General features: G+C 35.6%; 21 protein-coding genes and 1 riboswitch. Of the genes, 15 read left to right on the top strand and 6 right to left on the bottom strand.

All coding sequences use genetic code 11. The features are described from left to right. Positions 1-7 precede the first annotated feature (7 nt). Both DFQ03_RS19210 and DFQ03_RS19215 read right to left on the bottom strand, forming a co-directional pair. Positions 8-268: an energy transducer TonB gene (locus tag DFQ03_RS19210; RefSeq protein WP_317128196.1), complete on the bottom strand. Its 261-nt coding sequence runs from the start codon at positions 266-268 to the stop codon at positions 8-10. Between the two features lie 57 nt (positions 269-325). After that, complete coding sequence (locus DFQ03_RS19215; RefSeq protein WP_317128197.1) at positions 326-712, bottom strand: hypothetical protein; 387 nt, start codon at positions 710-712, stop codon at positions 326-328. Between the two features lie 209 nt (positions 713-921). On the opposite strand from DFQ03_RS19215, the gene DFQ03_RS18250 reads away from it, so the two are divergent. After that, entirely contained in the window at positions 922-1,947 is a 1,026-nt protein-coding gene (locus DFQ03_RS18250; protein WP_317128198.1) for an App1 family protein, read from the top strand. A gap of 8 nt (positions 1,948-1,955) precedes the next feature. Here the strand turns inward: DFQ03_RS18250 and DFQ03_RS18255 are convergent, their stop codons facing one another. From DFQ03_RS18255 to DFQ03_RS18265, 3 genes are read right to left on the bottom strand one after another with little or no spacing between them, the layout of a single operon-like run. Beyond that, positions 1,956-2,552, bottom strand: a complete 597-nt coding sequence (locus DFQ03_RS18255) for an aminotransferase class IV (protein WP_133674670.1) — start codon at positions 2,550-2,552, stop codon at positions 1,956-1,958. Continuing rightward, on the bottom strand, positions 2,536-3,510 hold the full coding sequence (locus tag DFQ03_RS18260; RefSeq protein WP_133674671.1) for an aminodeoxychorismate synthase component I: 975 nt from the start codon (positions 3,508-3,510) through the stop codon (positions 2,536-2,538). The genes DFQ03_RS18255 and DFQ03_RS18260 overlap by 17 nt, the downstream gene beginning before the upstream one ends. 26 nt (positions 3,511-3,536) lie before the next feature. Then, positions 3,537-4,151 carry a deoxynucleoside kinase gene (locus DFQ03_RS18265; RefSeq protein WP_133674672.1) on the bottom strand — a complete coding sequence of 205 codons (615 nt, stop codon included), beginning with the start codon at positions 4,149-4,151 and terminating at the stop codon, positions 3,537-3,539. Between the two features lie 195 nt (positions 4,152-4,346). Here DFQ03_RS18265 and DFQ03_RS18270 point away from each other — a divergent pair, with 195 nt between their 5' ends. The 10 genes from DFQ03_RS18270 (at position 4,347) to DFQ03_RS18315 (ending at position 22,404) form a co-directional block, all read left to right on the top strand. After that, complete coding sequence (locus tag DFQ03_RS18270) at positions 4,347-5,204, top strand: GLPGLI family protein (protein WP_317128199.1); 858 nt, start codon at positions 4,347-4,349, stop codon at positions 5,202-5,204. Between the two features lie 40 nt (positions 5,205-5,244). Then, positions 5,245-7,923: a TonB-dependent receptor gene (locus DFQ03_RS18275; RefSeq protein ID WP_133674673.1), complete on the top strand. Its 2,679-nt coding sequence runs from the start codon at positions 5,245-5,247 to the stop codon at positions 7,921-7,923. Between the two features lie 258 nt (positions 7,924-8,181). Further along, positions 8,182-9,438 (top strand): methionine adenosyltransferase, encoded by a 1,257-nt coding sequence (gene metK, locus DFQ03_RS18280; RefSeq protein WP_133674674.1) that lies wholly within the window; start codon positions 8,182-8,184, stop codon positions 9,436-9,438. A 358-nt stretch (positions 9,439-9,796) separates the two neighbouring features. After that, positions 9,797-9,994, top strand: a complete 198-nt coding sequence (locus DFQ03_RS18285) for a hypothetical protein (protein ID WP_133674675.1) — start codon at positions 9,797-9,799, stop codon at positions 9,992-9,994. 342 nt (positions 9,995-10,336) lie between these two features. After that, on the top strand, positions 10,337-12,280 hold the full coding sequence (locus DFQ03_RS18290) for a CocE/NonD family hydrolase (protein WP_133674676.1): 1,944 nt from the start codon (positions 10,337-10,339) through the stop codon (positions 12,278-12,280). A gap of 33 nt (positions 12,281-12,313) precedes the next feature. Continuing rightward, the gene (locus tag DFQ03_RS18295; RefSeq protein ID WP_133674677.1) at positions 12,314-13,831 is read left to right on the top strand and encodes a P-loop NTPase fold protein; all 1,518 of its coding nucleotides are present in this window, start codon (positions 12,314-12,316) and stop codon (positions 13,829-13,831) included. Positions 13,832-13,989: 158 nt separating this feature from the next. Further along, on the top strand, positions 13,990-15,612 hold the full coding sequence (locus DFQ03_RS18300; RefSeq protein WP_133674678.1) for a sulfatase family protein: 1,623 nt from the start codon (positions 13,990-13,992) through the stop codon (positions 15,610-15,612). A gap of 529 nt (positions 15,613-16,141) precedes the next feature. Beyond that, positions 16,142-16,245, top strand: a riboswitch (SAM riboswitch). Between the two features lie 117 nt (positions 16,246-16,362). Next, on the top strand, positions 16,363-17,637 hold the full coding sequence (locus tag DFQ03_RS18305; RefSeq protein WP_133674679.1) for an O-acetylhomoserine aminocarboxypropyltransferase/cysteine synthase family protein: 1,275 nt from the start codon (positions 16,363-16,365) through the stop codon (positions 17,635-17,637). A gap of 132 nt (positions 17,638-17,769) precedes the next feature. Beyond that, on the top strand, positions 17,770-21,156 hold the full coding sequence (thrA, locus tag DFQ03_RS18310; protein WP_133674680.1) for a bifunctional aspartate kinase/homoserine dehydrogenase I: 3,387 nt from the start codon (positions 17,770-17,772) through the stop codon (positions 21,154-21,156). 75 nt (positions 21,157-21,231) lie between these two features. Continuing rightward, positions 21,232-22,404 carry a trans-sulfuration enzyme family protein gene (locus tag DFQ03_RS18315; RefSeq protein ID WP_133674681.1) on the top strand — a complete coding sequence of 391 codons (1,173 nt, stop codon included), beginning with the start codon at positions 21,232-21,234 and terminating at the stop codon, positions 22,402-22,404. 67 nt (positions 22,405-22,471) lie between these two features. Here DFQ03_RS18315 and DFQ03_RS18320 read toward each other — a convergent pair whose 3' ends face one another. Continuing rightward, positions 22,472-22,999 (bottom strand): hypothetical protein, encoded by a 528-nt coding sequence (locus DFQ03_RS18320; RefSeq protein WP_133674682.1) that lies wholly within the window; start codon positions 22,997-22,999, stop codon positions 22,472-22,474. 91 nt (positions 23,000-23,090) lie between these two features. Here DFQ03_RS18320 and DFQ03_RS18325 point away from each other — a divergent pair, with 91 nt between their 5' ends. From DFQ03_RS18325 to cysD, 4 genes are all read left to right on the top strand, one after another. Next, complete coding sequence (locus tag DFQ03_RS18325) at positions 23,091-23,501, top strand: RrF2 family transcriptional regulator (RefSeq protein ID WP_133674683.1); 411 nt, start codon at positions 23,091-23,093, stop codon at positions 23,499-23,501. Between the two features lie 200 nt (positions 23,502-23,701). Next, on the top strand, positions 23,702-23,965 hold the full coding sequence (locus DFQ03_RS18330) for a DUF2061 domain-containing protein (RefSeq protein ID WP_133674684.1): 264 nt from the start codon (positions 23,702-23,704) through the stop codon (positions 23,963-23,965). A 14-nt stretch (positions 23,966-23,979) separates the two neighbouring features. Then, positions 23,980-24,603, top strand: a complete 624-nt coding sequence (locus DFQ03_RS18335) for a phosphoadenosine phosphosulfate reductase domain-containing protein (RefSeq protein ID WP_133674685.1) — start codon at positions 23,980-23,982, stop codon at positions 24,601-24,603. A gap of 48 nt (positions 24,604-24,651) precedes the next feature. Next, a complete protein-coding gene (gene cysD, locus DFQ03_RS18340) occupies positions 24,652-25,602 on the top strand; it encodes a sulfate adenylyltransferase subunit CysD (RefSeq protein WP_243834541.1) in 951 nt (316 codons plus the stop codon). Positions 25,603-25,637 lie beyond the last annotated feature (35 nt).

A 25,637-nucleotide genomic window follows, 5' to 3' on the forward strand; every position in this document is an offset into this window, starting at 1 on the left:
TTTAGAACTATTGTAGTTTGAATGTAATCGGTATGGCAAACGAAACTTTTACGGCTGAACCTCTTTGTTTTCCAGGGGTTATTTTTGGTAATTTAGATAAAATTCTAACTGCTTCCTTTTCTAGTACATCATGTGGGCCTCTTTTTTGGATAGTTCCAATAGTACCATCGTTCTTGATGATGAATGTGGTATTCACTCTTCCTTGAATTCCCATTTCTTGAGCTAATTCTGGGTAACGAAAGTTTTTGCTAATATGCTTTTGCATCATGTCATTGAAGCAAGCTCTTTTATCTTTTTCATTCTCACAACCCGGGAAAACAGGAACTTATTCAATGGTAATCCAATTTACTTTTACCTCCTCGGGCTCTTCTACAACCTCAAATTCTGACGCGTCTACTATCTCAGTTTCAGTATTTGCTTCAATGGCAATAACTTCAGTTTCTTCGATAGGATTATCATTTTCTACTATTTCAATTTCTACTGGCAATGCAGGTGGTTTTGGTGGCGGTGTAACTTCCAATTCAAAAATAGGTGCATCTTCTTCAATGGTAGCATCAACTTTATTTAAACCTATGTCGTCATAATTAATTCTGTCAAATGATTTCCATTCTAAGGCGGTGTATACCATGCCTAATACTAATAGAAGTCCTACAACAAAGAACAATCCGCTCTTTTTGTTCAGGTCTTTCTGTGGATTCTTTTTTGGTCTCATAATTTTAAATTTTAGACTTGCATAAACAAGTAGGGTTATTAAATATTTTGCTTGTCTAAAACTATAGTAAACCTAAATGCTATGAAACGAGCAATGAGTTAACCCTACTTTCGGGTGAGTGAAAGAGACTTTTATTTGAAACAGACCTTTAGAATTATTACTTATAAGTAGTAAAATCAATAATTCTTAAATAAAAATTTTAAAGGTTGTTGAAAGATCGTAATTTTAACACCATGGGTATTTTTAAGAAAGATAAACTTCAAATCATCAACTTTCAGTCATATGGAAGCGCTACTCGCTTGTATGTAAGAGGTAGAGCTATTGAAGATGAAAATATCGATTTAGACCAAAAGGGTATTTTCAACTTAATGCAGAATACTTGGAAGCGATTTGAAACCGATGAAATTAAAAATGCCCCTATAAAAATCACCTTTTCCAATGGTGAAACAGTAGAAGGTGTTACTGATAATGACGGTTATTATTTAATAGACGAAAATATAGCCGGACTTCAGAAATTGGCAAATGATGAGGGTTGGGTTAAGTTTGAGTTGTCATTTACAAAAGCTAATTTAAAACGGGAGATAATTTTGCAGAACAGGTTTCCTGGAGAAATGTTGATACCTAGTGAGCATGCCAAATTCGGAGTTATTAGTGATATAGATGATACCATTTTACATACCGGTGTGGTGTCTTCCTTAAAATGGAAGGTGATAATAAACACCATGTTCAAAAGGGCAACAAAGCGTTCTCAATTAGAAGGTGCATCAGATTTTTATTCAAAACTTCATCAAGGAAAAACAGGTGACGAAGCAAATCCTATTTTCTATGTTAGTCATAGTCCGTGGAATTTATACAGATATCTTGAACTCTTTTTAAAGTCCAATAATTTTCCAAAAGGTCCGATATTGTTGCGTAGTATGGCGAGTTTTAAAATGAGAAAGAAGAGCGACGAAAAGCCACAGAAGCAAAAGGAAATCAGTAATTTATTAAAATCGTATCCAGATTTACCTTTTATTTTAATTGGTGATAGTGGTGAAAAAGATGGTGATATTTATCAAGAAATTTCTACACTTTTTCCGGGTAGAATAAAAGCTATTTATTTACGAAGTGTCAACCACTCAAAACGTATGGCTCGTATAGAAAATCTATTTGTAGATTTTAAAGATATCCCTTTCTTAATGGTTAATAAAACAGCCGAAGCTATTGATCACGCCAAAAAAAACGGATTCATTTAACCTTGGTGTTAATTGATGTTTTTAATAGCAATCCATCTGTTTTCATCAAAATCATTGAGTGCATTGACCAATTGAAAGCTTTCAAAATTTTGCAACTCATCTACCGAAATTGATTGCTCGATAGTACTATTTTTAGCCAAAAGCCTAGCTCTACATGTACCTGCTAGTAGTGGCGTAGAAGGTGTTACTATTTGCTTCCCATCAAATAAAAGTATATTTGAGTAAGATGCGTCAGTAACTAGTCCGTTCTTGATAATCAAAACATCATCGGCTTCTTCTCTTTGTTGAAACAGTGCGTTTAACTTTTTACGATTGTTCTTTTTTAAGGCGTAAGAGACGGTGTTGTCGGTTACTAATTTTAGAGATTTTGGTATACTACTTTCATATTCAGAAATAGAGTAGCGTGTGCCGTTTTGCTTGTAACCAATGCGCAACTTATATTTTAAGTTGTTGTCCAAATTGGTTAGATGAATGCCATCAAACAAGGTATAGGTTGGGTGGGTTTTATACTGTTGAATATAAGACCTATTGAATCTAGCTTCATGGAATTCTACATTCTTAATTTGGCTATTTTCAATACAAACAGATTCAAATAATGGGTACATATATTTTTTCTAAAAGTTCTTGATATTCTTCTTCCATCTCGCTAAGGTGGGTAATACCACCGCCACTTTTGTAAATAAGATTACCATCTATTTTTTCTATAAAACGAATGCTAACTGCACTGTCGATTTGTTGTCCGTCGAAAACTCCAAAAATTCCTGTATAAAAACCACGTGGCCCAATTTCAGCGGAAGAAATAATTTCTAAAGTCTTCTTTTTTGGTGCTCCGCTTATGGATCCTGCGGGTAATGTTTTTAATAGTAAAGAGGCGAATTCATTTTTCCAGTTCTCTGTTAATTCTCCTTGAATTTCGGTACTGGTCTGTAGTAGTTCTTGATCTCCTTTTTTTATTTTATCTACGAACCTAAATTTGTTGACCCTTACTTTTTTGGCAATCATAGAAAGGTCGTTTCGTATTAGATCTACGATAGTATTATGCTCATACAATTCCTTTTTATTCGATAATAATAATTCTTCGGCATTCGGCAAATTGCTATTGATAGTTCCCTTCATTGGGTACGAGAAAATTTTTCCGTTTTTGAGTTTAAGATAGCATTCTGGTGAAAAAACAACAAATTTATCCTTATATAGAAGCTTGTACGGCGCATGGGCTTTTTGATAAATCTCTTTTAAATTTACAGCTGTGTTAAGTGCAGTAGGGAAAGTGAGATTAAGCAAAAAGCTATTGCCATTATTCAATTCTTGCTTAACTGTGTTAAAGGCTTTTTTGTAAATTTCTTTAGAAACCAAGGTTGGTTTTAAATCAAAATCGAGACCTTCAAGATTAGTTTTAGCAAGATATTCATCATTACAGTTTCCGTTAATATTGAAGAAGATATTCTCGTTTGCAGCTTCTTCAAAAGTAAAAACCTGTTTTACCGATTTTTCAAAATCAATGATGAACAAAAACGGAATTCCATCTTGAAGAAAGCGAGTCGCTTTTTTTTCAAAATTCTCCATTGGTTTTGGGCTTTGCAAAAATGAACCTAAAATAAACCGTTAATTTGAGCGTCAATTTTATTGAGAATACTACCTAAATCTTCGGGGTTGTCAACAAAATCTAAATCGTCAACATCGATGATCAATAAGTTTCCTTTTTCGTACCCATGAACCCAAGCTTCGTATCGTTCGTTCAATCGGCTTAAATAATCAATTGAAATCGTGTTTTCATATTCCCTACCTCTCTTGTGAATTTGCTTCACCAAATTGGGGATCGAGCTTCGTAAGTAAATTAAAAGATCTGGTGGGTCAACTAAAGTCTCCATCAGTTCAAACAAACTAGAATAGTTTTGAAAATCTCTATTGGTCATAAGACCCATGGCGTGTAAGTTGGGCGCGAAAATATGTGCATCCTCATAAATGGTTCTATCCTGTATAATTTCCTTGCCACTTTCTTTTATTTGTAGAATTTGTCTGTATCTACTATTTAAAAAGTATATCTGAAGATTAAAACTCCAGCGTTCCATTTGATTGTAAAAATCATCTAAATATGGGTTCTCAACAACATCTTCATAATGAGCTTCCCATTTATAATGTTTTGAAAGTAATCTAGTTAGGGTTGTTTTTCCGGCACCGATATTTCCGGCAACTGCTATGTGCATAGAATTAAATTGATTAATGGTTGTGTTCTTGTTTTCAAGAGAAATACGATGGTACAAGATACGAGATAACTATAGGAAGTAAAAACATATTTGTTGTATGGCATAAAAAAAATAGATAGAAGTCAATTTATTAGCATTGTTCAATTAAACCTTTGGCAAAAAGCAATGTCAAACAATCATTCTAATACAACAAACATGATGAGATATAAGTGCTTGATAGGATTTGTAATTGTTTTTATAGGCTTGGGAGTACAAGCGCAAGATTATCAAGGTAAAGCGATATACCAAAGCAAGACACAGGTGAATTTCGATTTTGGTAATAGAAATATACCAGAGGATAGAAAGAAAGACATGATGGAACGTATAAAAAAGGCAAATGAAAAGACCTTTATACTCAACTTCAATCAAACAGCATCAATTTACAAAGAAGAAGAAAAGTTAGAACAACCAGGCGAAAGAGGTGGAGGTCGTGGTCCGCGTTTTGGGGGGATGGCAGGTACAGATGGCGATCTGTATAAAAATATAAAAGATCAACGGTATTTGATAAAGAATGAGCTGCTAGGTAAAATATTCTTAATTGTTGATGAGCTAGAAACATTAGAATGGAAAATGGGCAGTGAGTCTAAAACAATAGGCAATTATACTGCATTTAAGGCAACAGCTACAAAGACTATTAAGCGACCAAATATGAGTGCGATTTTCAGAAGACCGGGTAGGGAAGACGAAAATAAAGACGAGGAGAAAAAAGAAGAAGAATTTACGGTAAAAGAAGTAGAGATTGTAGCATGGTATACACCTGAAATTCCAATAAATCAAGGTCCTGGGCTTTACTGGGGATTACCTGGTTTAATATTAGCGATAAACGATGATATCACTACCATTGTATGTTCAGAGATTACCATGAATCCGTCAGATAAAATAGAAATAAAAGCACCAAGTAAAGGTAAAAAGGTAACGCAAGCTGAATATGATGAAATCTCTCAAGAGAAGATGAAAGAGATGCGTGAAAATTTTAGAAACAGAGGCGGTCGTGGTGGCGGTAGACCGAATTAAATATAGTACTTCATAATTTATTCTTTTTTATAGCTATCACATGAGAAATAAAGTACTTATTACCCTGCTTTTATTGGTGGTTTTCGTTGGCTCAGCTCAAGAAATAGCATTATCGGGTACTGTTAAAGACAGCCTAGGTGTTGGTGTCGATATGGCAAACGTAATTGCGATAAATACGGCAACACAAGGATTGGAATCTTATGGGATAACCAACCATGCTGGACTTTTTAAGTTAAAACTAAAGTCTGGTCAGCAATACACGGTAAAAATAAGTTATCTCGGTTTTAAACCAGAATCGTTCACAATGACGGCTGGTGAAAATGACGCTGTCAAAGATATTGTAATGCAAGAACAAGCGGCGCAATTAGATGAGGTTGATGTTACCTATGAAATGCCTGTTTCTGTAAAAGGAGATACTATAGTTTATGATACCGATTCGTTTGTATCGGGTACCGAAAAGAAACTAAAAGATGTGCTAGAAAACCTTCCTGGTATAGAAATAAACGATGATGGTCAAATAGAAGTAGAGGGTAAGACCGTGAGTAAGATCATGGTGGAAGGTAAAGATTTTTTCGATGGAGATACGAAGTTGGCGGTAGAGAATATTCCGGCGAATGCCTTAAGTAAAGTAGAAGTGTTGCGTAATTTCAATGAGGTTTCTCAAATGAAAGGTCTTACCAATGACGATGATAATGTGGCTTTGAACATAAAGCTAAAAGAAGGAAAAAAGAATTTTTGGTTCGGAGAGTTAACGGCAGGTTACGGACCTGATGATAGGTATTTGGCGCATCCAAAGTTATTTTACTACAGTCCTAAATACAGTATAAATATTATCACCGATTTAAATAATATTGGAGAAGTGCCCTTTACCCGTAATGATTATAGGAATTTTACAGGCGGATTCAGGAATATAAATTCTAGGGGAGGAAGCTCCATTTCTACAGGTACAGATGCATTAGGGCTTTCTTCGGCACAGAATAATAGGGCGAATGATATTGACACCAAATTTGCAGCAGCTAATTTTAGTTATGCGCCAATAGAAGGTTTAGACCTAAGCGGATTCGGAATTTACTCATACACAGGTACACTCATGAAATCTGAAGGAATTACTTCATATATAGCCAGTAACGATGTAGAAAGTACGACCACGAATACAGATCAGACCATACATTTAGGTTTGGCGAAATTAAGTGCGAAATACAAACCAAATGAAGATTTTCAGTTAGATTATGATGTGCTTTTAAAACAGTCTGATGATAATGAAGAGGTAGATGTACTTTCTATTTCATCGATTACCGATCAAATTGCTGAAGTAAAAAAGCAGAAACCGTTATCAGTTAATCAGAATTTAAATATTTACTATACTTTAAATGAGAAAAATATATTTGCTGTGGAAGCACAATATTTATATGCTGATGAAGACCCTTTTTATGAAGCGATACGTAACGAGTTTGCCTTTGTAGATATTTTTCCGGTAGATGAGAATCAAGATTTATATAATATCAATCAGTCAAAAACCGTAGTCACCAATAAGGTCGATGCCAAGGTAGATTATTACAGAGTTCTTGGAACAAAGAGTAACATTAATCTAACTTTAGGTACTACACAAAGCAATCAAAATTTCAATTCGAACATTTTTCAGATATTAGATAATGAAGGTGTTTTAAATATGAACGGCGATGAGTTTGGTAATGAAGTGGGTTTTCATATATCTGATATTTATGCGGGTTTACATTACAAAGTTATTTCAGGGATATTCACTTTTAATCCCGGTGTAACGCTTCATCAGTTTAATGTAAAGAATGAGCAATTAGGTACTGTTGTAGAAGATAATTTAACGTCTTTGCTGCCTGACCTATATATTAACGCACAACTGAAGAAATCTGAGAATCTTCGTTTTAATTATCGTGTAACTCGTTCGTTTACAGATGTTAGTAATTTTGCTCAAGGCTATGTGCTCAATAATTACAATTCGTTGTATAGCGGTAATCGCGATTTAGAAAGTGCGTTGAACCATAATGTGTCGCTAAATTTCTTCAGCTTCAATATGTTCAATTTTACCAATATTTTTGCTAACATAGCGTATACCAAAAGAATAGATGCCTTAAAAAGCGGTGTAAATATTATTGGTATTAATAGAGTAAGTAGTACTATCAACTCTAATTTTGATGACGAATCTTTAACCGCAAGTGGAAAATATGAGCGCACTTTTGGTAAAATAAAAGCATCTGTACAAGGTAATTTAGGTTGGTCTACGACAAATAACCTTGTTGATGATGAGCAACGCACATCAAATTCATTGACGCAGAATTATACGGGTGCGCTTTCTACTAATTTTAAAGATGCACCTAATTTAGAATTGGGGTATAGATATACGGTGAATAACTATGAAAATGGAGATTTAGAAACAACATTTTATACTAGCAGACCCTATGCACGTTTCGATGCCAGTTTTTTAAAGAACTTCGTTTTTACGGTAGATTATGATTATTATAATTATACCGATGATGCAGATACTATCTCTAATACTTATAGTTTTCTGGAATCTGACTTAACATACCAAAAGAAAGATAGCCGTTGGGAATACGGTATAAAAGGAACAAACTTATTAAACACTACGACGTTAAATAGAGATAGTACCAACGAATTATTCTTTAGTACTCAAGCCTATTTTGTACAACCTAGGTATTTATTATTATCTGTGAAGTATGATCTTTAATTCTAGCAGTTTTAGAGCAAGAATTATCAATTCATTTAATTGAGTCAATAAATAACATCATATTAAGATTTGAACAGAACATTTTTTCTATTTTTACATCTGAATTAAAAAAGTGAGGAGGGATTTGACTGATTGCAACCTCTGTTTTAGCCTTAGGGTATAAAGCGAAAAAAATGCTAAAGCAGTTGATGTTGATATCGCTTCGCATTACACTTCTTTTCGGCATTCATTCAAATCCTTTGAAAAAAAAAGATTGTTATGCCATATTTATTTACATCAGAATCTGTTAGTGAAGGACATCCGGATAAAGTTGCGGATCAAATCAGTGACGCGTTATTAGATAATTTTCTTGCCTTTGATCCAGAAAGTAAAGTTGCTTGCGAGACATTAGTAACCACTGGTCAAGTAGTATTAGCTGGGGAAGTGAAAAGTGATACCTATTTAGATGTACAGAACATTGCCCGTGAAGTCATCAATAAAATAGGATATACCAAAGGAGAATACCAGTTCAGCGGCGATTCTTGCGGCGTTATATCATTGATACACGAGCAGTCTCAAGATATTAACCAAGGTGTAGACCGTGGTTCAAAAGAAGAGCAAGGTGCAGGTGATCAAGGTATGATGTTCGGTTACGCAACTAGCGAGACCGAGAACTACATGCCGTTAGCATTAGATATCTCGCACAAAATTCTACACACTTTGGCAGAAATGCGTCGTGAGAACAAAGAGATTTCTTATTTAAGACCAGATGCGAAGGCACAGGTTACTATAGAATATTCAGATGCTAATGAGCCACAACGTATAGATACAATTGTAGTATCTACACAGCACGATGCTTTTGATGCTGATGATGAAAAAATGTTGGCGAAGATTAAGTCCGACATTATTTCAATATTGATACCAAGGGTAAAGTCACAATTGCCTGCAGATACTCAGAAGTTGTTCGATGATCAAATCAAGTATCATATCAACCCAACAGGAAAATTTGTAATTGGCGGACCTCATGGAGATACCGGTTTAACGGGTCGTAAAATTATTGTTGATACCTATGGTGGTAAAGGAGCCCACGGTGGTGGTGCTTTTAGTGGTAAAGACCCAAGTAAGGTCGATCGTAGTGCAGCTTACGCAGCACGTCATGCAGCAAAGAATTTAGTGGCTGCAGGTGTAGCAACGGAGATTTTGGTACAGGTAAGTTATGCGATTGGTGTTGTAGAGCCAACCTCTATTTATGTGGATACCTACGGAACATCTAAAGTAGGGTTGAGTGATGGTGAAATTGCAAGAAAAGTTGCTGAGCTGTTCGATATGAGACCTTTTGCTATAGAAGATAGGCTGAAGCTTAGAAACCCAATTTATTTGGAAACTGCTGCATATGGACACATGGGTAAACAACCAAGAACTATTACCAAAGTATTTGAATCGCCTTACAACGGTCGCATAGAAAAAGAGGTGGAATTGTTCACTTGGGAAAAGTTAGATAAAGTAGCAGAAATCAAGTCAGTGTTTAGTTTATAACGGCATTGCCAACTCACTGCACAATGAATAGTATATAAATGCTTCGTGTTTCACGGGGCATTTTTTTTTGCCTTAAAATCACCTCACAAGCCAATTAACACCCCTTCACAACAGGTAAGTGCACTTTGACCACAAAATCTATTTTGTAGGAAAAAGATTACGTATATTTAAAATGTAATAAATAGAGAATCCCAAATCTCGCCACCTACAAAAGATGAAATACATAGTAATAATACAAACAAAAACGGACAGCGTCAAGTACAAGTTGAAGCCCCAAAATTCAGCCTGTTCTTACACTGTTTAAAGTTACGGAGTCTTTGAAAAACCTATTAAAAATATAACTTAACCTACGAATGCCATGATTAAATTACCCCGATTTCTCTTAGCTATTGTGCTGAGTATTATAGTACAATCGTGCGCAAAAGACACTGATCTTATTTCTGGGTTTGTAGTTTTTGATACCGCGAAAACCGAATATCGTTCGGTAAAAGTAAGTCAGGATTTTGAAATTGAAAAATCTGAAAAAACAGTTGCATTAATTCCTTTTTCTGATTAAATTCCATCCCGCTAAACACTAACCGAATGAAAAAACAACTACTTCAAGAGACTACTGTTCAAGAATACAAAAGCGATTTTTTCTCTGGCATACTTATGTTAATGAGAAAGTTGTTCATGATATAAGTTCTTAGCTTCATTGCTATTCTGATGACTATCGGGAGAAGCAATCTTCTATTTTAGAATATACAGCCAACAGGTTACTTCCCCCATTAGGTATCGGTAGAAGCTATCTGTGTATTAGTAGTACCCAAAATATGTAATTTTTAGGTCATCTCATCTGTATTACATTGGCAATTATCGGCTAAACTTTCTTAGCTTTAAGAATTCAAATTCTTAAGACATGCCAAAGATTACCATCAAACACTTTTTCACCTTTTTCTTACTAGTTACAGTAATTGTTTCCTGTAGAAAAACAGCTCCGAAAGTAGCAAATGCAGAGGTCTCTGAAACCTATGTAGAAGACAACTACACTAAAAAAGAAGTTGATATCACCATGCGAGATGGCATCAATCTTCACACTACAATTTATTCTCCAAAAGATACTTCAAAAGAATACCCTATTATCATGCAGAGAACGCCGTATAGTTCACAACCGTACGGAGAAGGAAATTTTAAAACCAAAATAGCACCTAATATTCACATGATGCAAGATGGCTACATTGTCGTTTACCAAGACGTTCGTGGGCGTTGGTTAAGCGAAGGTCATTATGAGAACATGCGTGCTTTTAATCCAGATAAAAAATCAGAAAAAGATATCGACGAAAGTTCAGATACTTATGATACTATAGAATGGTTGGTAAACAATGTAGAAAACAATAATGGTAATGTGGGTATTTGGGGAATTTCCTATCCTGGTTTTTACTCTACATATGCTGTAGTCGATGCCCACCCGGCGTTAAAGGCTGCCTCACCACAGGCAAGTATTGCCGATTTCTTTTTTGATGATTTTCACCATAACGGAGCGTATTTGTTGAGCTATTTTAGGGCAACATCATTATTTGGTACGCCAAGACCGGACGGAGATAAACCTATAGATACGGCATGGTATACACTGCCTGATTTACCAACGGAAGATCAGTATCAATTCTTTTTAGATGAAGGTCCGCTAAAGAATTTAGACCGTTTTTTTGAATACGAAACTGCCGATACGCCGCGTATGGCAAAAGAAGGTGTTACCGATGATTATTTCTGGAACGAGCTTAAAGAACACCCTAATTATGATGAAATGTGGCAAAGTCGAGGGTTGATACAACATTTAAAGGATGTAAAACCAACAGTAGCAACCATGGTTGTTGCTGGCGAGTTCGATGCCGAAGATTTGTACGGACCTTTAGAAACCTATAAGAACATTGAAAAATACAATGCCGAAAATTACAACACTTTAGTTTTTGGACCATGGGATCACGGTGGCTGGGCGCGAAGAAAAGGGCAGAATACCGTGGGTAATTATTACTTTGGTGACGGTATTTCTGAGTTTTTTCAAGAGCATATAGAAACCAAATTTTTTGATCATTTCTTAAAAGGAGATGGGGATAAAAATAGTGGGCTGCCGGAAGCCTATGTGTTTGATACCGGTAGAAAAGATTGGAAGACCTATGACACATGGCCACCGGCGGGAGTAGTGAAAAAAGACATGTATTTGTCTCCCGGTCAAGAACTGACCGCTGAACCCAAAGGAGTAGAGGAAGTAAAATTTATTAGTGACATCAAAAAACCGGTACCCTATTCTGAAGATATTAAAACGGTGTTTACGCCAAGAAAATATATGACAGACGATCAGCGTTTTGCAGCTCGCCGTAGTGATGTTTTGGTATTTGAGACCGAGGTGATGGAAGAAGATATGACCTTGGCGGGTGATATTTTGGCTAAGCTGAAAGTAGCGACTACAGGTTCTGCCGCAGATTGGATCGTAAAAATAATAGATGTTCACCCTGCTGATGAACCAAACTACGATGGCATGCAAGATCATTTGAAAATGAGCAATTATCATTTAATGGTACGTAGCGAGGTGTTGAGAGGTCGTTTTAGAAATAGCTTTGCCAACCCAGAGCCGTTTGTACCCAATGAAAAGACCGATGTCACCATAAAATTACAAGACGTTTTCCACACCGTTAAAAAAGGGCATAAGTTACAGGTGCAAGTACAGAGTACGTGGTTTCCTTTAATAGATTTAAATCCGCAGACCTATGTGGACAATATCTTTGAAGCTGATGAGCAAGACTTTAAAACCCAAACGCATACCGTATTCACAGATTCTAGTATTGAGTTTTCTGTGTTGGAGTAGTGGAATGAAAATAGTTTATAAAAAAATAAAAAAATGGAATTTAAAGAATTGTCAATCGAAGAGGAATCGAAAAGATTTTTAAATCATTTAGAAATTGATGATAATTCAAGATTAATTTTTTCAGGAATTTTCGGTATCGGAAAAACGTATTTTTTAAATAAATTTTTCGCTAAAAAAAAAGATGAATATGAAACTATTAGAATTAACCCTGTTAATTATTCCGTATCACAAAATTCTGATATTTTTGAATTGGTAAAGTTTGATATTGGATATCAACTTTTTTCAAAAGATTTGAGCTTCGAGAAATTTGAAATTGATGCCAAAGTCGCCAGTGAATATTACTTACTCCACAATTACAAGGAGATAATTCACTTATTAATTTCTAATCTTTCAAAAATAGACCGTCGCATAGATGGAATTGTAAGTACGGTAACATTACTAAATAAAAAGATTGAGGAATATAAGGATGATATAGGGAAAAATGAGCAGAAAGAACTTATCGCATTTTTAAAAAATTTCACGGAAAATACTGGTACTCATAGAGAAGAAAATACAATTACAGAACTATTAAGTAAATTAATTGAATCTTTAAAGAAAAAAAGCCCCAAGAAAAAAACGGTTTTAATAATTGACGATTTAGACAGAATTGATCCGGAACATATCTTTAGAATTCTAAATGTTTTTTCTGCTCATATGGATTTTCAGGATAACTTAGATGAAAATAAATTTGGCTTTGATAAGATCATTCTAGTCTGCGATATAAACAATGTCAGAGGTATTTTTCATAGTAAATATGGCTCTGATATTGATTTTTCAGGTTATATAGATAAATTTTATACACATGAAGTTTTTGAATACAGTTATACTAAAGTCATATCTGAGAGTTTAGATAAGTTTTTCAAAAGTGTAAAAGTAAGTGGGGAGAATAAAAGTCAAATTACATTTGAAAACAGCAATGGTTATTTAGTAAGTGAATTGAAATTTATATTAATGCACTTAATTGAAGGACATTGTTTAAGTATGAGGAGTTTAATTAATTTTTTAAAATCTGAATTACATATAACCGATAGTTCGATTAAGGTTGATAAATTTGGATCACATATTATAAATTCCAATTACACCGATATATTTTTAATTTTCAAAATTTTATCGAAAATCATGAATGGTGGGCACAATTTATTGCTTGCTTTAGATAAATTAATTAAGTACAAGCCTCTTATTCAGTTTTTTGATAGGAGAACTTATTCAAATATAAGTTTAGGTAATTTGGTGATGATAGTGGATTTTAAAAATTCTAACTTATTTCCTACCAGTCAAAAGTATATTTATAAGAATGAAGCATTGGATATTTCTATCTCCTATAAAATAGATTATAATTCAGGTAAGTTAGGTGTACTTGGCGAAGTAATGAGGGTCACAGATTTCGAAGATGATATTGAAACAACAAATTTAGATTATAATGAAAGTTATACTGTTTCACAAATACCTTACTTTCAAATATTTAAAAATGCATTTGTCAATAGTCAATTTATTGGGGAAGAATTAAAGTAGCTTATTACATGGTATTAAAATCATTATAAGATTAAAAATTACTTTTAACTTCCTAGCCAACAACCAACAACCAACAACCAACAACCAACAACCAACAACCAACAACCAACAACCAACAACCAACAACCAACAACCAACAACTAACAACAACAACCAAAATGAAAAATCTAATTCTAGTCCTAGCAGGCATACTTTTCCTGCTACCTACTAATGTGAAAGCTCAAAAAAGCAAAAAGAAAAAACCTAATATCATTTTCATCATGTCAGATGACCATGCGTACCAAGCCATTAGTGCGTATGATGACAAATTGCTCCAGACTCCAAATATTGACCGTTTGGCAAAAGAAGGGATGCTGTTTACCAATGCCAGTGTTACCAACTCTATCTGTGCGCCATCAAGAGCTACTATTCTAACGGGTAAGCACACACATATTAATGGAAAAGTGGATAATTACTTTCCGTTCGATACTACACAGGTGACATTTCCGCAACTATTTAAAAAGAACGGATATAAGACAGCCATGTTTGGAAAGCTGCATTTTGGGAACAACCCAAAAGGGGTAGATAAGTTTATGATTCTGCCAGGGCAAGGGCATTATATTAATCCTGATTTTATAGTCACTAATGGCGATACCATTACCAAACAAGGGTATGTAACCGATATTATTACAGATGTTTCTTTAGCGTGGCTAAAAGAAGAAGCGTCAAATGACGAACCGTTTATGATGATGTACTTACATAAGGCACCACATAGACCATGGTGGCCACGTGCGGATAAGTTCAAGGAGTTTACACAAAAAACTTTCCCTGAACCGGAAACGCTATTTGATGATTACAGCAATAGGGGTACGGCAGCAAAAACGGCAGAGATGAATTTGTTAACGCACATGATGTATAGTCATGATAGTAAAATTAGACCAGAGACCTTGGCCAAAATGGAGGGTAAGGTTTTTCCTGTGGTAGAAGAATATCCGAACGGATTTTATGGTCCCTATAACCGTGCCACCGCAGAACAAAAAGCATTGTATGATCCGGTGTTAGATTCGATTAATGACTTCTTCTACAACAATTGGCCAAAGATGAACGATACCGAAAAAATGAAATGGAAGTACCAAAGGTATATGCAAGACTACCTAGGTAGTATTTCTTCGGTAGATGATAATGTAGGTCGATTATTGGATTACTTGGATGAAAGCGGATTGGCAGAAAATACCATTGTAATTTACACCTCTGACCAAGGGTTTTACTTAGGGGAACACGGTTGGTTCGATAAACGATTTATATATGACGAATCATTCAAGACTCCGTTATTGGTACGTTGGCCAAATGTAGTGGCACCTGGTTCTGTAGAAAATGAAATGGTGCAGAATTTAGACTTTGCACAAACCATGTTGGAAGCTGTAGGCATCACTCCGCCAAGTGATATGCAAGGGGAAAGTTTGATTCCGTTATTGAAAGGAGAAAAAGACAAGTGGACACGTGATGCGGTGTATTATCAGTATTACGAATATCCGTCGGTTCATATGGTAAAACGTCACTACGGTATCGTGAACAAAGAATTTAAATTGGTGCATTTCTACTATGATGTAGATGAATGGGAGTTGTATGATAGATTAAAAGACCCGAAGGAGATGAACAACGTTTATAATGACCCTGCATATGCAGATACCGTTAAAAAACTAAAGAAAAATTTGGTGGCACTTCGCAAAAAATACAAAGACTCCCCAGAGCAAGATCAGCAATATATTGAGAAGTACAAGAGTGCTGGGATGATTAAGTAAGATTGGTTGCTGGTTGCTGGTTGTCGGTTCTGGGTGCGCTCAGTAAGAATGTCAGTTCGAGTGCTTTCGACCTCATTTTTCATGAGGTCGAAAGTGTATCGAGAACCTCTTGTATTATTCAGGTTGTAAATATTGTACGTTAGAAAAATAACTTATAGCAAGCAAGCTTCTCGATACAATTTTTCCTCCCGAAGAGGTCGTAAAAACCACTCGAAATGACATTCGTTTTAAGTTGTAAAGGAGATGGTTAATGGAACTCTTTATCAGTTCGAGTGTTTTTGGGCACAGAGTATCGGAGTCCGAAAATGTATCGAGAGCAGGTTTGGAACACGTGTGCTTCTAGTTTTTTTAAATTAAAAAAATCATCTATAGTGAAATTGTAGAATATTTTGAACCACGCTTGTTTCTTTTTTAAAGATCTTCAAAAAACTAACAACATCGCCTAGAATTATATATTTTTCATAAAATACTAGGTTTTTAAGTTTTTCTGCCTTTATATTTGTAGCTCAAAGTTCACACACGTATTGAATAGTTATCAAGAAAGGTGGAGGGATTAGACCCTTTGAAACCTTAGCAACCCTTTGTTCCATACAAAGAAGGTGCTACATTCTACCCTTAGGGGAAGGATAACAGTAATCGATTTTTTTCGATATTACTTTCTTATAACTTTTTGGTTTTACCTAATTACATTTTAAGTGTGGTTAGGATGAGCTTTTTAATAATTTAAAAAATTTTAAAAACAACAAAATCATGAGTAATCACAAATTAGCAACAAACGCTTTACACGCAGGTCACGACACAACTACCAATGGTGGTACAAGGGCAGTGCCAATTTATCAAACATCATCTTACGTATTTAATGATACAGATCATGCGGCAAACTTATTTTCTCTTAAAGAACTAGGTTTTATATACACACGTTTAAATAACCCTACAAATCAAATATTACAAGACAGATTAGCTGCGGTAGAAGGTGGGGTCGGAGCAGTAGTTTTTGCATCAGGTACAGCGGCAATCTCTACAGGTTTGTTGACCTTGTTAAAAGCTGGTGATCACATTGTGGCATCAAGCAGTTTGTACGGTGGTACCTTTAATTTATTGAATGTTACCTTGCCAAGATTTGGTATTACAACAACATTTGTAGATGCATCTGATCCTGAAAATTTTGGAAAAGCCGTACAAGATAATACAAGGGCATTTTTCGTAGAATCCTTAGGGAATCCAAAGTTAGATGTATTGGACTTAAAAGCGATTTCAAAAGAATCTAAAGCGGCAGGTGTTCCATTTATAGTAGATAATACGGTAGCTACTCCATCATTGTTAAACCCAATTGAACATGGGGCAAACTTGGTGATACATTCATTGACAAAGTATATTGGCGGACAAGGAACCTCATTAGGTGGGGCAATTATCGATGCCGGTACCTTTGATTGGACCAACGGGAAATTCCCTGAATTTACGGAGCCTTCTGCAGGTTACCACGGTTTGGTGTATAGCGAAGCATTAGGCGCAGCAGCATTTACGTTTAAATTGATTTTGGAAGGCTTGCGTGATTTTGGTGGAGCTTTGAGTCCTTTTAACGCATTCCAGATTATACAAGGATTAGAGACACTACCTGTACGTATCAAGCAACATAGTGCAAATGCTTTGGAATTGGCAACGTGGTTAGAAGGTAAGGAAGAAGTGGCATGGGTAAATTACCCGGGACTTAAAAGTAATAAGTACAACGAATTAGCAAAAGAATACTTGCCAAAAGGGCAAAGCGGAATTGTTACTTTTGGATTAAAAGGCGGGTTTGAAGCTGCTAAGAAAGTAACCGATGCTACACAGATTTTTTCTTTGCTGGCTAATATTGGTGATACAAAATCATTGATCATTCACCCTGCAAGTACCACGCATCAACAATTGACAGCAGAGCAGCAAGAAGGAGCTGGTGTAGGTCAAGATTTAATTCGTTTATCCGTTGGTCTAGAAGATATTGAAGATTTAAAAGCTGATTTAGAGCAGGCATTTGCCAGCCTTTAATTTAGATACGGTAAAAAGTTGAAATCACCGGTCGCTGAGCGGAGTCCAAGTGATCGGTGGTTTAAAAAAAAAAAGAATATTGGTGGCGGTTGAAAGTAGCCGAAACCAAGCCATAAATTGATTTGAAATTAGATGCTACATCAACTACAGATTAAAAATTATAAGACCTTAAGTGGTATTACCCAAGATATACAGCTTTCTTATCAGGTATTTGGTAAAAAACTACATACCGCACCTATTATTTTGGTGAACCATGCCCTTACAGGAAACTCAAATGTCACAGGTGACGATGGCTGGTGGTCAGCACTTATTGGTGATGGAAAATGTATAGATACCCAGAAATACACTATTCTGGCATTCAATATTCCCGGTAACGGTCATGACAAGTTCGTGATTGAAAACTATAAAGATTTTGTAGCTGGTGATGTAGCAAGAATGTTCTTGTTAGGTTTGCAGCAGTTAAAAGTAGAACGTTTATTTGCTTTGATCGGTGGGTCTTTAGGCGGAGGTATTGCTTGGGAAATGGCGGCATTGCAACCAGAATTGACAGAGCATTTGATTCCTGTAGCATCTGATTGGAAATCGACCGACTGGTTAATTGCCAATTGCCAGATTCAAGAGCAGTTCTTGGTAAACTCAAAGCAGCCTGTACATGATGCACGTATGCATGCAATGTTATGTTATAGAACTCCGGCTTCCTTCAAAGAACGCTTTAAAAGAAGTACCAATGAGGAGCTAAAAGTTTTTAACGTAGAGAGCTGGTTAATGCATCATGGCGATAAGCTACAAGAACGTTTTCAATTATCTGCTTACAAACTGATGAATCAGTTGTTAAAGACCATTGATGTTACTAGAGATGGAGATGAGAATTTTATCAAACTTCAAAATAGCGATACCAATATTCATATTGTTGGTGTGGATTCTGATATGTTCTTTACCGCACAAGAAAATAAGGATACGTTTAAGCAATTGGCGCAAGCGAAGAGCAACGTAACCTATGGTGAAGTACAGTCGTTACACGGTCATGATGCTTTTTTAATAGAGTTTGGTCAGATGGAGAAATTGCTAGGCGGAATTTTTAATACCAATGGCAATATCAAGAAAATCAAAATATTGAAGTTTGGTGGTAAATCCTTGAGTAATGGTGAAGGTTTGGAGCGTGTTTTGGATATTGTTGCCAATAAGGTAAAGAATGATGAGAATATAGCCATTGTTTTATCGGCTCGGGAAAAAGCTACGGATCAGTTAGAAGAAATGTTGGAACAAGCTGCAAAGGGAAAGGACTATAAGTCGGACTTTGAAGCTTTAGAGAAATATCAAAAGCATACCTATAAGAATATCAATCTGTCTGAAGAATTTAAAGGTTTAGCAAAGTTGTATGAAGGTGTTTCTTTATTAGGTGATTACAGTGCTAAAATTAAAGATGAGGTACTTGCCTATGGTGAATTAATTTCTGCCAAATTGGTTACCAAATTATTGATAGGTAAAGGCATCAATGCCCAATTAGTAGATACTCGTGATGTAATTAAAACTGATAATACATTTGGTGATGCCAAGGTATTGGAGGCAGAGTCAAAGGAGCAGGTTTTGCTGAAATTTGCCGAAATTCCAAAAGATACGGTTGCGGTTGTAACCGGTTTTATAGCATCGACCCTGGAAGGTGAAACTACAACGTTAGGTAGAAACGGCAGTAATTATTCCGCAGCACTTTTAGCGAACTTTTTAGATGCTGAGGAATTGCAGAACTATACACATGTGGATGGAATATATACTGCAAATCCTGATTATGTTCCAGAAGCTAAAAAGTTAGAAAATTTGTCTTACGAAGAGGCAAATGAATTAGCAAATTTTGGGGCAACCATATTACATGCAAAAACGATTATTCCGCTTATAGAAAAGAATATTCCATTACGAATTTTAAATACGTTTAATGATGATAATGAAGGTACTTTAATAAGCGCTAAGTCTAGTGAAGATGGTATAAAATCACTTTCTGTAATTGAAGATGTAGCGATGATCAATATTGAAGGTCGCGGCTTGTTAGGTAAAGTAGGTGTAGATGCCAGAATATTTAAGGCATTGCAGTCAAGCAATATTAGTGTGAGTATTATTTCTCAAGGTTCATCGGAAAGAGGTATCGGATTAGTAGTAAAGAAAGACAAGGCTAAAAGAGCGAAACTGGCATTAGAGAATGAATTCAGTAATGATTTTGAATCTAAAGATGTCAATATGATTACGGTAATTGATGATGTTTCTATTATCTCAATTGTAGGTCAAGATTTAAGTACGTTCCATAATCCGTTTAATGCTTTAATCAAAAACCAAATTGTACCATTGTTGTTCAACAACACGGTATCAGGTAAGAATGTGAGTTTGGTGGTGAAGAAATCTGATTTACACAAGGCGGTAAACGTCATGCACGGTCAAGTATTTGGAATCAGCAAAAAAATCAATATTCTGATTTTCGGACATGGTAATGTAGGAGGAACACTGATTGATCAAATTCTAAAATCGGCTAAAACAATTAAGGATCGCAAGAAATTAGACCTTAGAGTATTTGGTATAGCTAACTCCAAAAAGATTTTGTTGAATGAAAAGGGAATTACCAAAAACTGGAAAACGAATTTAAAGCAAAAAGGAAAATCCTATAAAGTGGATGATGTATTTGATTTTGCAAAGCGTCATCATTTAGAGAATCTAATAGTTATTGATAATACAGCGAGTAAAGATTTTGTAGCAAATTATTTTGAATTTGTGGAACGCGGATTTGATATTGTTTCTTCAAATAAAATTGCGAATACATTACGATACGATTTTTATCAGTTATTGCGTGAAGAGTTGCAGAAAAATCAAAAGCAGTATTTATACGAAACCAATGTAGGCGCAGGTTTACCCTTGATAGATACTATTAAGTTATTACATTTATCTGGAGAAAATATTACCAGGATAAAAGGAGTGTTCTCAGGTTCGTTAAGTTATATATTCAATACCTTTTCGGAAGTAGATGTGCCGTTTTCATCCATTTTAAAAGATGCGATGCAGCAAGGATTTACAGAACCAGATCCTCGTGAAGATTTATCGGGCAATGATGTAGGTAGAAAGTTATTGATTTTAGCAAGAGAGTTAGATTTGCATAATGAGTTTGCAGATATAAATATTGATAATCTTATTCCAGAAAAATTACAAGACGGAGAAGTAGCCTACTTTTTAGAGAATTTAGATGTATTAGATGCTAAATTCAGTGAAATCAAAAAGAAACAGAAACCGAATCATGTACTACGTTATGTTGGTGATTTACATGGAAACCTTCAAAAAGAAAAAGGGGTATTAGATGTGAAATTGATATCAGTACCAAAAGAAAGTGCCTTGGGGCAGGTAAAAGGATCAGATTCCATTATAGAAATTTATACGGAATCTTACGGTGAAAATCCGTTAGTAATTCAAGGAGCCGGTGCCGGAGCAGCCGTTACCGCAAGAGGGGTATTTGGAGATATATTGAGGATTGCGGAGAAAGGGTAGTGAAAAGTACAAAGTACAAAGTATTAAGTGCGAAGTACATGAAAGAAGAAACTCGAATAGAAAAGAATTAGTACAATGAACAAGAGCAACAATAAATTTGAAACGAACGCCATACGTACGCAATTGAAGCGTACAGAAAATTTGGAGCATTCAGTACCGTTATACTTAACGTCTAGTTTTGTATTTGAAGATGCCGAAGATATGCGTGCGTCGTTTGCAGAAGAGAAAGAACGTAATATATACTCAAGATATTCTAATCCGAATTCATCTGAGTTTATAGAAAAAGTTTGCCAGATGGAAGGTGCAGAAAGCGGATTCGCATTTGCATCGGGTATGGCGGCAGTGTTTTCTACATTGGCGGCTTTGTTAGATAGTGGGGACCATGTGCTATCGGCTAGAAGTATATTTGGTTCAACGCATTCGTTGTTCACCAATTTCTTCCCGAAATGGAATATTGACCATACCTATTTCAAGATAGATGCATTAGAGGAAATAGAAAGTCTAATCACACCGAAAACCAAAATCATCTATGCAGAGACTCCGACGAATCCTGGTGTAGATGTATTAGATTTAGAAGAGTTGGGTAAGATTGCAAAGAAGAATAATTTGATCTTGGTAATCGATAATTGTTTTGCATCACCTTATTTGCAGCAGCCTATTAAGTTTGGTGCGGATTTGGTTATTCATTCAGGTACAAAATTGATGGATGGTCAAGGCAGGGTTTTGGCAGGCATTACTGTAGGTAGTGCAGCGTTGATGGATAAAGTATACCGTTTTTCTCGAATTACGGGTCCTGCGTTATCACCATTCAATGCCTGGGTACTTTCTAAAAGTTTAGAGACACTGGCTATACGTGTAGACAGACATTGTGATAATGCCTTGAAATTAGCGGAATTCTTAGAGGGGAATGATAAAGTGAATTGGGTAAAATATCCATTCTTAAAATCACATCCTAAATACGAGATTGCTAAAAAGCAAATGAAAGCTGGTGGTTGTGTAGTTGCCTTTGAGGTTAAAGGCGGTTTAGAAGCAGGTAGGGAATTTTTCGACTCCATTAAATTATTGTCCCTTTCTGCTAATTTAGGAGATTCAAGAACTATAGTAACGCATCCTGCATCAACAACACATAGTAAATTAAGCGTAGAGGAACGTGCTGCCGTGGGTATCTCAGATGGTACGGTAAGAATTTCTGTAGGACTGGAACATATTGATGATATTGTCGCAGATATTTCTCAGGCTTTGGGGTAATGTCAAAATAGAAGAAACAAAAAATGCCCGGTATATACCGGGCATTTTTTGTTTTAAGTGGGTTGATTTATTTTGTCAATGTCATATTGTAGGTTGCGCTAACACTAGTAGTAGCACCAAAAAAATCAACTGTTTCATCAATTTCATAACGTAGGGAAATTTTGGAATCTGTTAGTTCCGTAATGGTGAATCCCACTTCTTCTTCACCAGAACCAAAGTATAATGTACTACCATCTAGTCTCCATTCATCACTTTCAAAAAAATCTTCACCGGTTTCCTCTTCTGTAGAAGTTTCTCCCATAACCGTAGTCGTAACCACTGTGGTGTAAGAACCTTCACTGGTTACTATGTTAGGGTTTTCGGAAAAGGTGACAACGGTATTAAAATCTTTACCAACGGCTGTAAATGTGGTTAGTATAGAAGTGCCATCGAAATTGGTGTCCGATCTACCGTCCTTTGTTTCAAGGGCGGTAAGATTCCACGTTCCGGTAATTTCTGATTCACTAGCATTTGAAACGGCATCTTCGTCATTTGAACAAGAAGTGAAGACTAAACTAAATACTGTAATAAGTGATAAAAAAAATACTTTTTTCATAAATAGGTAGAATTGATTTGGATGCCTATAACGTAAAAAAGGCTTGTTCAAGTATTTAATACATATTTTATTATTTGGCTATCTTAGCGTTATGCTCTCGAAAAAGACAAAATACGGTTTAAAAGCGCTTGCCTACTTGGCAACACAACCCGATAAGAAACCTGTTCAAATTTCAGAAATTGCGGAGAAGGAGAATATATCCCAAAAATTCTTGGAGAGTATTCTTCTAAGTTTAAGAAAGACAGGATTTTTAGGCTCTAAAAAAGGCAAAGGAGGTGGCTATTATTTATTAAAGTCTCCAGAAGAAATATCTATGACCGATGTTATGAGAGTTCTTGAGGGACCTATTGCTATGGTACCTTGTGTAAGTCTTAATTTCTATGAAACCTGTGATGATTGTCCCGATGAGAACACCTGTTCAGTTCATAAGTTAATGCTACAAGTTAGGGATAGTGCTTTAGATGTATACCGAAATAATACATTAAAGGATATCATCTCGTAAATTCAGAATATTAGTTCATTCTTTAAGTTGCGGTGGTTTAGTTCATTGCGAAATATTTATTTTTCATGCTCATTTGTTAATAATCTACTAAATCTATAGGGTAATAGAAATTTACCTTGATTTTTAGCGACTACATTGGAAAATAATACTATTTTTGAAAACTCTATTAAATTAGTAGGGTAATAAAAATTAAGTAAAAGATGATTGCAGATCAACTTATATTAAATAAAAAGGAAAACAAAACTACGTATCAAGATGATAAAACATCTGAAAAGCCAATTCGTAGTATAGCCAAAGCTTTTAGTTGGAGAGTAATAGGTACGGTAGATACATTGATTATATCTTATGTGCTTACAGGTGAGTTTTCTGTCGCAGCATCAATAGCCTCTATAGATTTTGTAACAAAAATGATATTGTATTTCTTTCACGAGCGTTTTTGGAATTTAGTAAAGTGGGGTAAATAATAAAGAAAAGGATTATGGCATTGACAGAAGCACAAGTTCAGAAATTGAACATTCAGTTTAAAGGAATACCGCCGGAAGAAATTATTTCTTGGGCAGTAAAGCACGCAACCACTCCGGTAGTAACAACTAATTTTAGACCATATGAAGTGGCTATATTACATGCGGTGTCTGGTGTAAAAAAAGATATTCCTGTAGTGTGGTGCGATACGGGTTACAACACTCCGAAAACGTATAAACATGCAGATGAGATAATTAGCAAGCTAAATTTGAATGTAAAATTATTTGTACCAAAACAAACTACTGCTCATAGAGATGCTGTTATGGGTATTCCACAAATTAATGACCCTAGGCATGCCGAGTTTACCGAACAAGTAAAGTTGGAGCCTTTTAAAAGGGCAATGGCAGAATTTAAGCCAGATGTTTGGTTTACGAACCTAAGAAAAGGGCAGACTGCGCACCGCGATAGTTTAGATATTTTAAGTCTAAGCAAAGACGGGGTTTTAAAGGTGAGTCCGTTTTACCACTGGAACGATACCCAGTTAGATGCCTATTTAAAGAAATATAATCTTCCGAACGAGCATAACTATTTTGACCCAACTAAGGTGTTGGAGAACAGAGAATGCGGATTGCATAGTTAATCTAAGGTCGTAGAAAAGAATAAGATAATTTATCTAAGAAAATATAGAATGATTAATACAAGTACGGAATTGGAAGTAACGCCTTCCCAAGATCTTTTAAAAGATACAGCCCATATAAATGCACTTGAGAATGAGGCAATTTATATCATTAGGGAGGTTGCCGCTCAGTTTGAGAAGCCGGTTCTTTTATTCTCAGGAGGAAAAGATTCTATTACACTGGTTCGTTTGGCTCAAAAAGCATTTTGGCCATCGAAAATTCCTTTCCCATTAATGCATATAGATACGGGTCATAATTTTCCTGAAACTATCGAATTTAGAGATAGATTGGTTAAGGAGTTAGGGTTAGAGTTAATTGTACGTAATGTTCAGGATTCAATCGATCAAGGTAAGGTTAAAGAAGAGTCAGGTAGATATTCAAGTAGAAATAGCTTGCAGACGACGACATTATTAGATGCAATCGAAGAATTTAAGTTCGATGCTTGTATCGGCGGCGCGCGTAGAGATGAAGAAAAGGCTCGTGCTAAAGAACGTATTTTCTCCGTTCGTGATGATTTCGGACAATGGGATGAACGTAATCAGCGTCCGGAATTGTTCGATATGTTGAACGGACAAATAGAATTAGGTCAGAACGTACGAGTTTTTCCAATATCTAACTGGACAGAGCTAGACGTTTGGTCTTATATCAAAGAAGAGCAAATCGAAATTCCTTCCATCTACTTCGCACACAAACGTAAAACGTTCTTAAGAGATGGTATGATCTGGTCAGCAGAAGATGGTATCGTGTTTAGAGAAGAAGATGAGGTTGTGGAAGAAAGATTAGTACGTTTTCGCACGGTGGGTGATATGTCATGTACCGCTGCAGTACTTTCAGATGCGGAATCTATAGATAAGGTAGTAGAAGAAATTAGAGATTCATCTATTTCAGAGCGAGGAGCACGTATAGACGACAAGCGTTCAGAAGCAGCGATGGAGAAAAGAAAACAACAAGGGTACTTCTAGAAAACAGTATTCAGTCGCAGTAGGCAGTTAAATGA

The organism is Maribacter caenipelagi, from assembly GCF_004364175.1.
GTDB classification, from domain to species: Bacteria; Bacteroidota; Bacteroidia; order Flavobacteriales; family Flavobacteriaceae; genus Maribacter; species Maribacter caenipelagi.